General features: G+C 56.9%; 9 protein-coding genes. 7 read left to right on the forward strand and 2 right to left on the reverse strand.

The window, feature by feature from the left end:
- Window positions 1-54: 54 nt before the first annotated feature.
- The 3 genes from R1T46_RS09870 to R1T46_RS09880 all read left to right on the forward strand — a co-directional run bounded on the left by R1T46_RS09870 (window position 55) and on the right by R1T46_RS09880 (window position 4,412).
- Window positions 55-525, forward strand: a complete 471-nt coding sequence (locus R1T46_RS09870; protein WP_317308121.1) for a protease complex subunit PrcB family protein — start codon at window positions 55-57, stop codon at window positions 523-525.
- 114 nt (window positions 526-639) lie between these two features.
- Window positions 640-2,535, forward strand: a complete 1,896-nt coding sequence (parE, locus tag R1T46_RS09875; RefSeq protein ID WP_317308122.1) for a DNA topoisomerase IV subunit B — start codon at window positions 640-642, stop codon at window positions 2,533-2,535.
- A 101-nt stretch (window positions 2,536-2,636) separates the two neighbouring features.
- Entirely contained in the window at window positions 2,637-4,412 is a 1,776-nt protein-coding gene (locus tag R1T46_RS09880) for an SLC13 family permease (protein ID WP_317308123.1), read from the forward strand.
- On the opposite strand, the gene R1T46_RS09885 is transcribed toward R1T46_RS09880, so the two are convergent.
- Window positions 4,399-5,694, reverse strand: coding sequence for an EAL domain-containing protein (locus R1T46_RS09885; RefSeq protein ID WP_317308124.1), 1,296 nt, complete (start codon window positions 5,692-5,694; stop codon window positions 4,399-4,401). The two genes, R1T46_RS09880 and R1T46_RS09885, sit on opposite strands and share 14 nt — an antisense overlap.
- Before the next feature lie 555 nt (window positions 5,695-6,249).
- On the opposite strand from R1T46_RS09885, the gene R1T46_RS09890 reads away from it, so the two are divergent.
- Both R1T46_RS09890 and R1T46_RS09895 read left to right on the forward strand, forming a co-directional pair.
- Window positions 6,250-6,810, forward strand: a complete 561-nt coding sequence (locus R1T46_RS09890; RefSeq protein WP_317308125.1) for a cytochrome b — start codon at window positions 6,250-6,252, stop codon at window positions 6,808-6,810.
- 53 nt (window positions 6,811-6,863) lie between these two features.
- Window positions 6,864-7,445 carry a YceI family protein gene (locus tag R1T46_RS09895; protein ID WP_317308126.1) on the forward strand — a complete coding sequence of 194 codons (582 nt, stop codon included), beginning with the start codon at window positions 6,864-6,866 and terminating at the stop codon, window positions 7,443-7,445.
- Window positions 7,446-7,510: 65 nt separating this feature from the next.
- Here R1T46_RS09895 and R1T46_RS09900 read toward each other — a convergent pair whose 3' ends face one another.
- Window positions 7,511-7,750: a hypothetical protein gene (locus R1T46_RS09900; RefSeq protein ID WP_317308127.1), complete on the reverse strand. Its 240-nt coding sequence runs from the start codon at window positions 7,748-7,750 to the stop codon at window positions 7,511-7,513.
- Window positions 7,751-7,962: 212 nt separating this feature from the next.
- Here R1T46_RS09900 and parC point away from each other — a divergent pair, with 212 nt between their 5' ends.
- Both parC and serB read left to right on the forward strand, forming a co-directional pair.
- Entirely contained in the window at window positions 7,963-10,287 is a 2,325-nt protein-coding gene (gene parC, locus R1T46_RS09905; protein ID WP_317308128.1) for a DNA topoisomerase IV subunit A, read from the forward strand.
- Entirely contained in the window at window positions 10,280-11,503 is a 1,224-nt protein-coding gene (serB, locus tag R1T46_RS09910; RefSeq protein WP_317308129.1) for a phosphoserine phosphatase SerB, read from the forward strand. Before parC ends, serB begins: the two co-directional genes overlap by 8 nt.
- Window positions 11,504-11,517: the final 14 nt, after the last annotated feature.

An 11,517-nucleotide genomic window follows, 5' to 3' on the forward strand; every position in this document is an offset into this window, starting at 1 on the left:
TAAAGTGCCGGCTCGCAGCTTGGAGAATGACCGTTGATGATACGTTTTATACACATGGCAGCTTTAACTTTGACTGTTGCGCTGGTAGCAGGCTGTGCGATCAATCGTTCAGCAACTGCTGATGGTGCGCCCCTGGCGAGACAGGTCACCGAGTCCGATCACTGCGGGCTGACGGCACCGGGGCTCGTATACGTCTCCAACGCAGAGGATCTGGACAAGCTTGCCCAACTGCCTACTGGAAACCTGGCGCTGAGCATGCTTCGCGCCATCGATTTTACGCAGGAGCACCTAGTATTGGTGGGCCTGGGGCAGAAGACCACTGGCGGCTACGGCCTGACACTGCAGTCGTCCGAGATCGTCGACGACGTCCTGGAATTGATGGTCAAGGTGAGACGGCCAGCCGCAGGCGCCATGGTGACCCAGGCATTGACCACGCCTTGCGCCGTTATCGCCATCAGCCCCGACGATTGGGAGCAGTTGCGGGTGTCTGGCAACGGCCTCAAGGGTTTCTCGCGACAGCGGTAACCGTGTCAGGGGCGTGCTGGTCCACACCGGCACAAAACAACCGTTGATCTTTCCCTGCGAATCCCTAAGCTATGGGCCAGTTTTATAACAAACCCGTGGAGTCGCTTCCTTCCCATGAGCCAGAAACAGTACAACGCCGATGCCATTGAAGTTCTGAGTGGTCTGGACCCTGTCCGCAAACGCCCAGGCATGTACACCGACACCAGTCGGCCCAACCATCTGGCCCAGGAAGTTATTGATAACAGTGTCGACGAAGCCCTGGCCGGGCACGCCCGCCGGATCGATATCATACTGCACAGCGATGGTTCCCTGAGTGTGGAGGATGACGGTCGCGGTATGCCGGTCGACATGCACAAGGAACATGGTGTTCCGGGTGTTGAGCTGATTCTTACCCGCCTCCACGCCGGCGGTAAATTCTCCCAGGGCAACTACAACTTTTCCGGTGGTTTGCACGGGGTGGGGGTGTCGGTGGTCAACGCCCTGTCGACTCACCTTGAAGTCTCCATCAAGCGTGACGGGCAGCTGCACCGGATGACCTTCGCCAACGGCCACAAGGAGACGGAACTCAGCGTTGTTGACACCGTTGGCAAGCGCAACACCGGTACTCGATTGAAGTTCACACCGGATCCAAGCTATTTCGACAGTCCGAAATTTTCCATCAGCCGTTTACGTCATAACCTCCGCGCCAAGGCGGTTCTCTGTCCCGGTCTGAACGTGACCTTCCTGCAGGAGCACACCGGCGATAAAGATGAATGGTGCTACGAGGGCGGTTTGCGGGACTACCTGCGCACTGAGCTTGCCGACATCGAGGCCGTTCCGCTGGAGCCGTTTACGGGCAGTTTTTCTGGCAACAAGGAAGCGGTGGACTGGGCTTTTCAATGGCTTCCGGAAGGTGGCGAAGCGGTCATGGAGAGCTATGTAAACCTGATTCCGACCGCACAGGGCGGCACTCATGTGAACGGCCTGCGCACCGGTCTGCTTGAGGCGATGAGGGAATTCTGTGAGTTCCGCAACCTGTTGCCGCGGGGCGTCAAACTGTCACCGGAAGACATCTGGGAACGTTGTGCCTATGTGTTGTCTTTCAAGATGCAGGAACCCCAGTTTTCCGGCCAGACCAAGGAACGCTTGTCCTCCCGTGAAGCGGCTGCGTTTATTTCTGGTGTCGTCAAGGATGCCTTCAGTCTGTGGCTAAACCAGCATACTGATATTGCTGAAGCACTTGCCGAACTGTTCATCAGCAATGCCCAGCGTCGCCTTCGGGCCAGCAAGAAAGTGGCCCGAAAGAAGGTCACGTCAGGTCCCGCACTACCAGGTAAGCTGGCGGACTGTTCCGGCAGCGATACAAACCGCTCCGAACTCTTCCTGGTGGAAGGTGACTCCGCCGGTGGCTCTGCAAAGCAGGCCCGTGACCGTGAATTCCAGGCAGTAATGCCCCTGCGGGGCAAAATCCTCAACACCTGGGAAGTGGACTCCGGTGAGATCCTTGCCTCCCAGGAGGTCCACGATATTGCGGTTGCTATCGGGGTGGACCCGGGCTCCGATAAACTGGAGGGTCTGCGTTACAACAAGATCTGTATCCTGGCTGACGCCGACTCCGACGGCCTGCACATCGCCACCCTGTTGTGCGCGCTGTTCGTCAAGCATTTCCGGCCGGTGGTGGCGGCCGGCCACGTATTTGTTGCCATGCCCCCGCTGTATCGTGTCGATTTGGGCAAGGAAACCTTCTACGCCCTCGATGAGCACGAAAAGCAGGGCATTATCGACCGGCTGGCCGCGGAAAACCGCCGTGGCAAGATTTCCGTCACCCGTTTCAAAGGCTTGGGCGAGATGAATCCGCTCCAGCTGCGCGAGACCACGATGGCGCCGGATACCCGCCGGCTGGTGATGCTGACCATCGAAGACGGCGACGATACCGACAGTCGTATGGACATGCTGCTGGGCAAAAAACGGGCGTCTGACCGCCGTACCTGGTTGGAGACCTACGGGAATATGGCGGATATTGAAGTCTGACTTGCTCTATATTCTTTCTGGTGCTTTAAGCAGCATCCTTTATTCTTTCTAAGTCTTCAGCAAACTCGTTATCCTGCCCCTTTTATCCAAGGGACCACCAGATGGATTGGCAGGGCTGGTTTGCATTAAGCCTTACGGGTGTGGCGTTGTTACTGATGAGTGTCGGGCGTTTCGGCCCGCATCTTGTCATGCTGGGCGTACTCATCGTTCTCAGTGCCAGCGGTATTATCAGCGCCGATCAGGCCCTTGCCGGATTCAGTAACAGTGGGTTGATCACGGTGGTTGCCATGTTCGTGGTCGCGGCGGGCATTCACCATTCCGGTGGGGTGGACCTGGTTGTCCACCACCTCCTCAGGTCGCCTCGCACGGTGCGCTCGGCGCAGGCCCGTATCGCGTTCCCTGTCGCGTTGCTGAGTGGCTTCCTCAACAATACCCCGGTAGTGGCCACCATGATTCCGGCGGTCCATGCCTGGTCCCGCAAGATCGGCATATCGCCCTCGAAGCTGATGATTCCCCTGAGTTACTCCGCCATTCTGGGGGGTACTTTGACGCTGATTGGCACCAGCACCAACCTGGTGGTCAACGGCCAATATCAGCAATTGACCGGGGAGGGCGGTTTCTCGATTTTTTCCATCACTGCTGTCGGGTTGCCGGTTGCCGTTATTGGCGTCGCCGTCATGCTTCTGGTCCTGCCAAGGGCGTTGCCGGACCGTAAGGACCAGCAGAAATTCGGTTCCATGCGGGAGTTCACACTGGAGGTGGCGGTTGCCTTCGATGGACCGTTGGTGGGCAAGAGTGTCGGAGAGGCCGGGCTGCGTGAGTTGGAGAGGCTGTACCTCGTCGAGATCGAGCGGGATGGCAGCGTGGTGACGGCGGTGCCCTCGGAAGAACGCCTTCGGGGCGGCGATCGGCTGGTTTTCGCCGGCGACACCCAGGCTATTTCCGACCTTCTGCGTATCAACGGAATTGTCCCCTCGGTACACGATGATGAACCCAGCCTGAGTAAAGACCGGGCAGAGCGCCGGCTGGTTGAGGCGGCGTTGTCCCCGCAGTCGGAAGTGCTGGGCCTGACGATTCGGGATGCCCGTTTCCGGGATCGCTACGGGGCCGTGGTGTTGGCGGTCGCACGTGGTGGCGAGCGGGTATCCGGCAATCTGGGCAACATTCGCCTGAAAACCGGCGACGTCCTGTTGCTGGAGGCACGTCCCGCCTTTGTCAGTCGTCAGCGATACGCCAAGGACTTCCTGCTGATCAACGATCTGGAAACAGAAACACCCCGCCATGACCGTGCTTACCTGTCCTGGGGCATCCTGCTGGTGCTCGTGGGGGCTGCCGCGTTTGGAGTGCTGAGCATGCTGAACGCTGCGCTGATGGGCGCCGCCCTGATGGTCCTTAGCGGTTGCTGTTCCGTCGGTCAGGCTCAGAAAGCCGTGGACGTGCCCGTGATGCTCACGATTGCAGCGTCATTTGCCTTAGGGGCTGCGCTTCAGGAAACCGGGGCTGCGGGTTACGTTGCGACGGGCATTCTGGAGGTGAGCAGTGGTCACCCGCTGCTCACCATCCTGCTGGTGTACTTTGCGGTGTCGGTGCTGACCGAGGTCATTACCAACAACGCGGCCGCGGTGTTAGTTCTACCAATAGTACTGTCAATGACAGCAGCCCTGGGTATCGCGTCAGAGCCCTATGTTATCGCCGTGATGATGGCGGCATCCGCCAGTTTCGCAACGCCACTGGGCTACCAGACCAATATGATGGTGTTTGGCCCCGGGGGGTATCGGTTTATGGACTTCGTGAAGGTCGGCTTACCGATGAATCTGTTTATCGGGCTGGTGACTGTTGGTGTGATTTCCGTAGTCTACGGGATCAGCCTCTCTTGAGAGTGGTTTCGGTGGGGTTGGCGAGAATGTCGCAGCAAAGGACCCTCAGCTCGCCCTTGTGGTGGTAACCGAGGGACAGGGTGACGCACATGTAGGCGCCCGTAATACAGAGGTAGGGCGCGGTTATATGAACCTGGCCGGGCTGGGCGATGGCCTGGCGCAGATACTGCTGACGATACCAGTCGGCACTGGTGGTGCTTTCCAGAGGCCGGAACCTAGGGTCCAGACTGCGGGCCATGGCGTCCGACACCATGGTGTCATCGATTTGCACGCCATTGGCATCGACCAGGTAACACCGCGACACTGCAGGATGATTCAGCAGGCTGCTGCATGCCTCGTTCATCGGCATGTCTTGCGAGAGTTTATCCACCGCACCATGAAAGAAATCCTCGAAGTACGAAGTCAGTTGATGTGTTGGGTCTCTCGTTATCCGGTTTTTACTCTTATAGTCTCGCAGTAATCCGTCCAGGTCCGTTACTTCGTAGGGAATGTCCGCCAGGGCAGTACTTGGCCTGCTGAAATAGAATCCCTGGACAAAATCAACACCTGCGTCGATGGCGATCATCGCCTGGTCGTGAGTTTCCACGCCTTCGAGGAGCACCAGGCAGCCGGACTGATGAAGCAAAGAGACGATGCCGTTGAGTATCTGTCTGGCCTTGTGGTCGTCGGTGGCCCGGGTCAGAAGCTTGCGGTCCAGTTTCACGATATCCGGTGACAGGTTCCAGATGCGCTCAAAGTTGGAATGGCCAGCACCAAAGTCATCGATAGCGGTCAGGCAGCCCAACTGTTGGTAGTAAGCAACGGTTTCACGCAGCCGTTCTGCGTCGTCCGTTGGCTGCTCCACGATCTCCATTACGATGCGATGGGGGGGCAGGCCCGTTTTCTTCAACAGTTCCCCGAAAAAGCTGTCTGCACGGTTGCCGGCAGACACCACGCGGGGAGAGACGTTCAGGAACAGCCAGTTCAGCTGGTCCTGGAATCCGGAATAGTTGCTGATGTGCAGGTATCGGCACAGGCGGTCAAGCAACAGGTTTTCGGCGTCAGAGCTCGGTAGCTCAAACAAATGGAGAGGCAATACCGCAGCATTATCGGTATCAAAGGCACGAATCAGCGCTTCGTAGCCGACAACGCGTTTGTGGGAAATACTGAAAATTGGCTGCAGCGCCGTTCGTAAAGTCAGGCCCTGGTACTCGGCCGTCCATGATTCGCCTTCCCTGGTTAACATCGGCGACAGCACATCAACTTCCGGTGCGGTCATCTGCTCTGGGAGGGTTCGCGACATAGGCCTTTTCTGGTCCGGATAAACGAAAACATCGGAAAGCCCTGTAGCAGCCCGATCTGTTGATCCTCGTCGTATTCCAATGATTATCAGTAAATAAATCAGTCAGAACGAACAGGATAGGTTAGTTAGACAGAAGATTGCCAAAAACAGCAGGTTATTACCACTATTTCATGTAAAAACAAGTAGCGTCGGGTGACGATGCTCAGGAGGCGTGGCGGGAGCGATGTCCGGCAGCTCCGATGGGAGCCGCAGGAAATCAGTTGTTGCTGGGTACGGCGACGGATTCGTCGAATTCAAGTTCCATGTCTGTTCCTCTCGTTCACTGAGTAACCCAAACCGGGTAAATAAAGTATGTGAAAAGTTTATCGTGTCCATTGGTTTCCACAATCCGTAAAACCCGTATCAGACCAAAGGTATAAGGGATCATGCGTATGGGCTTCTTGGTCAGATATTCTGATCTTTATATCCAAAACATTTTGATTGGTTTTGCCTTGGGCTCTTCTAAACTGGTGTAATTAAACTTGTCTGGTTTCAGGGAGTGCGACGTTAAGCGTCATGCAGGTACGCAATTCGAGCAGTAAATTTGGTGTGGTATCCGTCGCTATTCACTGGCTGGTGGCTGTAGCGGTGTTTGGCCTCTTTGGGTTGGGTTACTGGATGGTTGATCTATCCTACTACGACGACTGGTATCGCACCGGCCCGGATATCCATAGAAGTATCGGTATATTGCTGCTGTTGGTCATGCTGTTTCGCCTGGTGTGGCGACTGTTCAATCCGCTGCCGCGTGCACTCCCGAGCCATAGCCGACTGGAAGTGTTGGCCGCTCATGGCGCACACTCTCTTCTCTATGTGCTGATTTTTGTTGCCATGGCCAGTGGGTACCTGATTTCGACGGCGGATGGGTCCTCGATCAGTGTGTTCAACTGGTTTGATGTGCCTTCGGTGACCGGCCAGATTAAGGGGATGGAAGATACTGCCGGGCTTGTTCATTACTGGTCTACCTGGGCACTTGTCGTGCTTGCTGGTGTACACGGTCTGGCTGCGGTCAAGCATCACCTGATTGACCGGGACGACACCCTTCGGCGCATGTTGGGTGCCGGTCGCCGCCAATCGTAATTCAGACTATCGATTCAATCGTGCCTACGGGCTGTTTCAACAAGGAGATAAACATGAAAAAACTGCTGCTTGCATCTGCGGTTGCACTTACGGTGTCTGGCGGAGTCCAGGCGTCCGAGCACAGCGGAACCTATGCTTTTGATGCCAAAGACACTCACCAGTTTATTACATTCAAGATTTCCCATCTGGGCTATAGCTGGTTGTATGGCCGGTTTAACGATTTCGATGGTGAATTTGTGTACGATGCACAAAACCCGGCGAACAGTTCCGTTGAGGTTGCGGTGGACACCTCCAGCGTTGATTCCAACCACGCCGAGCGCGACAAGCACCTGCGCTCGGAAGACTTCCTGTACGTTGACGAATTCCCAGAGGCCACATTCAAGAGCAAAAGAGTGGTTGTGGACGATGAGGGCGAGGCCGATATCGTCGGTGACCTGACCCTGCGCGGTGTGACGAAAGAGATCACCCTGGACGTGGAAATGCTCGGGCATGGTGACGATCCGTGGGGTGGTTACCGCATGGGGTTTGAAGCTGAAACCGAATTCAAGTTGACGGACTTCGGTATCCCCATGGATCTGGGCAAGGCATCTGAAACCGTTGAGATGATTATTTCTGTGGAAGGCATTCGCCAGTAAAGGTTATTTAGAGGCCCCACCTCTGGTGTTGACCAGACGTGGGGATCGTTTGCCAGGAATACCTGCTAAAGAGTATCCGGGGATTCCTGGGTCGATTGCCCATTCCGGCAAAGGTGGCGCTGACGCCAGAACTGGGCGAAGAATATAACCAGTCCGATAAGTACCCCCGCCCACAGATAAGGACCCGCCAATTGGAAAGTGCCGGTGATGGCAAACTCCACCAATAGCATCAGGGTAAGAGCAAGAACAGCGTTCACCATGGCCGTAATCAGGGCCTGCCCGCAGGCTTTCAGGTTGGGTCTCATAGTTCTCCACTCGTGGGTGTCGTGAAACGGATCATCGTTTTACTGATGGCGAGCATACGGTGAGGGTTACACTCTCTCCATGCGGGAATTCCGCTATTGGAAATTCGACGGGGTGTTGGTGTATCTGCCCCCGCCTCCATATAATGTGCAGTCCCGGCTACTGGCCGGGATAACCAGCGGAATTCATATCAGGCAATAATAAAGGGGCATCCATGCCAGAGTTTCAGACCACGGATGAAGGCTTTGAGCGGGTTTCACTGCGGGACTACACCGAAAAAGCTTACCTCGACTATTCCATGTACGTCATCCTGGACAGGGCGTTGCCCAATGTCGGAGACGGACTGAAGCCGGTGCAGCGGCGCATTATCTACGCCATGTCCGAGCTTGGCCTGAAATCCACCTCAAAGTACAAGAAGTCCGCCCGTACCGTGGGTGATGTTCTGGGTAAGTTTCACCCCCACGGCGATAGTGCCTGTTACGAAGCCATGGTGTTGATGGCCCAGCCGTTTTCCTATCGCTACCCACTGGTGGATGGCCAGGGCAACTGGGGCGCGCCTGACGACCCCAAATCTTTCGCGGCCATGCGTTACACTGAATCCCGCCTCGCCAAATTCGCGGATGTCCTTCTCAGCGAGCTGGGGCAGGGCACGGTGGACTGGGTTCCGAACTTTGATGGCACCATGGATGAGCCTTCGGTGTTGCCTGCAAGGTTGCCTCATGTGCTTTTGAACGGCACCACCGGTATTGCCGTGGGTATGGCAACGGACATTCCGCCCCACAATGTCCGGGAGGTGGCAGCAGCCTGTGTAAGGCTACTCGACCAGCCGGAAGCCACCACCGATGACCTGTGTGAGCATGTCCAGGGGCCGGACTTTCCCACCTACGCGGAGATTATTACGCCTCGCAAGGATATCCGCCAGATGTACGAGACCGGCCGGGGCTCGCTAAGGATGCGGGCGCGCTGGATTAACGAGAGTGGGGAAATCGTGGTGACGGACCTACCTCATCAGGTTTCCGGGAACCGCGTGCTGGAGCAGATCGCTCAGCAGATGCAGACCAAAAAGCTGCCCATGGTCGCGGACCTGCGCGACGAATCCGACCACGAAAACCCGACCCGGTTGGTGATTGTTCCGCGCTCCAATCGCGTGGACCATGAAGGGCTTATGGCTCACCTGTTTGCCAGCACCGACCTGGAGAAAACCTACCGGGTGAATATTAACGTCATTGGCAATGACGGCCGCCCGGGCGTTAAAGGGCTGCGTGAAATGCTGACGGAATGGCTCAGCTTCCGTCGTACCACCGTCACCCGGCGCCTGCAGCACCGTCTGGACAAGGTGCTCGCGCGCCTGCATATCCTGGAAGGCCTGTTGGTGGCCTATCTGAACATCGACGAAGTCATCGCGATTATCCGCTACGAAGATAAACCCAAGGCTGAGTTGATGTCCCGCTTTGGACTGTCCGGGGAACAGGCTGAAGCCATTCTTGAGTTGAAGTTGCGCCACCTGGCCAAGCTTGAAGAAATGAAGATTCGTGGCGAGCAGGACGAGCTGTCGGCTGAGCGGGATGAGTTGCAGGCGATTCTCGGCTCCGAGGACCGCCTGCGGGAACTGATTAAGGATGAATTGCTGGCGGACGCAGAAACCTATGGGGATGATCGTCGTTCACCCATCGTCGAGCGCCGGGAAGCCAGGGCCTTTAGCGAAACCGAACTGGTTTCCAACGATCCGGTCACGGTTGTGCTGTCGGAGAAAGGCTGGGTCAGGGCGGCCAAGGGTCATGATATTGAGCCGGAAGGGCTTAGCTATAAGGCTGGTGACAGTTTTGCCATGGCGGCGAAGGGGCGCAACAACCAACAGGCGGTATTCCTGGATTCCACAGGTCGCGCCTATTCTCTGGTTGCCCATACGTTTCCGTCTGCCCGAGGCCAGGGCGAGCCACTGAGTGGCCGCATTAATCCGCCGTCGGGGGCAACGTTCTCCGGGCTGTTGATGGGTGACCCGGCGCGGAAGGTGTTGTTGGTCACCGATGGCGGCTACGGGTTCGTGACCTCTCTTAACGACATGATCAGCAAGAACCGCAACGGCAAGGCCGTGGTGTCGGTACCGAAAGGGGCGAAGATCATGCCGCCGGTGGTGGTGCCCGACTCCGACAACCCGCTTTATCTGGGCGCCATTTCCAATGAGGGGCGAATGCTGGTTTTCCCGCTGAACGAGTTGCCGGAGCTGGCCAAAGGCAAGGGCAACAAGATCATCAGCATTCCCTCGGCGCGGGTTCAGAACCGGGAAGAATATGTGGTGGCTGTCGCCGTTTTTGCTGAGGACGACCAACTGGAGATCCGCGCCGGTAAGCGTAAGATGGGGCTTCAGTTCAGTGATCTCGAGCACTATCTGGGTGAGCGTGGCCGCCGTGGCCACAAGCTGCCTCGCGGGCTTCAGAGAGTGGATGCCATAGATGTGATCCAGTCAGCCAGCAATGCGGCAGACGTCTCCGATGCCGACAATGTTGCCAATGCAGAGGAGCAGCCCGACAGTGAGTGAGCTGGTTCTGATTAACGTTTCAGGGCGGGACAAGCCAGGCCTGACGTCTGAGATAACCGGCATCATGGGGCAGTATGATGTGCGTATTCTCGACATCGGCCAGGCGGTGATTCATGACCACCTGACCTGGGGTATCCTGATTGAGATTCCTGATGAGTCCAAATCCTCGCCGGTGATTCGCGACCTTCTGTTTCGGCTGCATGCGCTGGATCTGCAGGTGCGTTTTGCGCCGATTACGATCGAGGAGTACCAGCAGTGGGCGGAGGGACGTAACCGCGCCTGCTACATCGTCACGCTGCTATCACGGGATATCAAGGCCGAACAGATAGCGCGGGTATCCGCCATTACCGCCCGCCATGGCCTGAACATCGATAACATCAGCCGGCTTTCTGCCCGTCCGTCGCTGAATTCTTCCAATAACCGTATTGCCTGCGTCGAATTTTCCGTCCGTGGCACGCCATCCGACCTGGAACAACTGCGTTCCGACTTCCTGCATATCGCCGGGGAAATGAACGTGGATATTGCCTTCCAGGAGGACTCCATTTTCCGCCGTAATCGACGGCTTGTTGTGTTCGATATGGATTCCACCCTGATCGACGCCGAAGTGATCGACGAGTTGGCATTGGAGGCGGGCGTCGGGGCGCAGGTGGCGGAGATTACCGAGCGGGCCATGCAGGGAGAACTGGATTTCGGGCAGAGCTTTGCAGAGCGCCTGGCGCTGCTAAAGGGGCTGGATGAATCGGTGCTTGAGGGCATCGCCGCCCGCCTGAATATGACTGAAGGTGCGGAACATCTGATACTCAGCCTGAAATCCCTGGGCTACCGTACGGCGATACTGTCTGGTGGCTTTACCTACTTTGCCCGTCATCTGCAGGAAAAGCTGGGAATTGACTATGTGTACGCCAACGAGCTGGAAATTGAGAACGGCAAGGTAACCGGCCGGGTGTCTGGGCAAATTGTTGATGGCAAGCGCAAGGCGGAATTGCTTCAGGAAATCGCGGAACGCGAACACATTTCCCGGGAGCAGGTCATTGCGGTGGGTGATGGGGCCAACGACCTTCCCATGCTTAGCCAGGCGGGGCTGGGCGTGGCTTTCCGGGCCAAACCTCTGGTCAAGGAATCTGCTCGCCATTCCATTTCGACCCTGGGGCTGGATGCGATTCTCTACCTGATCGGGTTCAGGGAAAGCGATAGCCTTCAGGCTCGAGGACGGTAGGTGAGGCGCACGGC

It is taken from the genome of Marinobacter salarius, assembly GCF_032922745.1.
Classification (GTDB): domain Bacteria; phylum Pseudomonadota; class Gammaproteobacteria; order Pseudomonadales; family Oleiphilaceae; genus Marinobacter.

Coding starts and splice junctions, on each gene's coding strand:
- R1T46_RS09900 (WP_317308127.1), bottom strand. CDS start 7,750: ATGAGACCCAACCTGAAAGCCTGCGGGCAGGCCCTGATTACGGCCATG.
- R1T46_RS09890 (WP_317308125.1), top strand. CDS start 6,250: ATGCAGGTACGCAATTCGAGCAGTAAATTTGGTGTGGTATCCGTCGCT.
- R1T46_RS09885 (WP_317308124.1), bottom strand. CDS start 5,694: ATGTCGCGAACCCTCCCAGAGCAGATGACCGCACCGGAAGTTGATGTG.
- R1T46_RS09895 (WP_317308126.1), top strand. CDS start 6,864: ATGAAAAAACTGCTGCTTGCATCTGCGGTTGCACTTACGGTGTCTGGC.
- R1T46_RS09870 (WP_317308121.1), top strand. CDS start 55: ATGGCAGCTTTAACTTTGACTGTTGCGCTGGTAGCAGGCTGTGCGATC.
- R1T46_RS09880 (WP_317308123.1), top strand. CDS start 2,637: ATGGATTGGCAGGGCTGGTTTGCATTAAGCCTTACGGGTGTGGCGTTG.
- parE (WP_317308122.1), top strand. CDS start 640: ATGAGCCAGAAACAGTACAACGCCGATGCCATTGAAGTTCTGAGTGGT.
- parC (WP_317308128.1), top strand. CDS start 7,963: ATGCCAGAGTTTCAGACCACGGATGAAGGCTTTGAGCGGGTTTCACTG.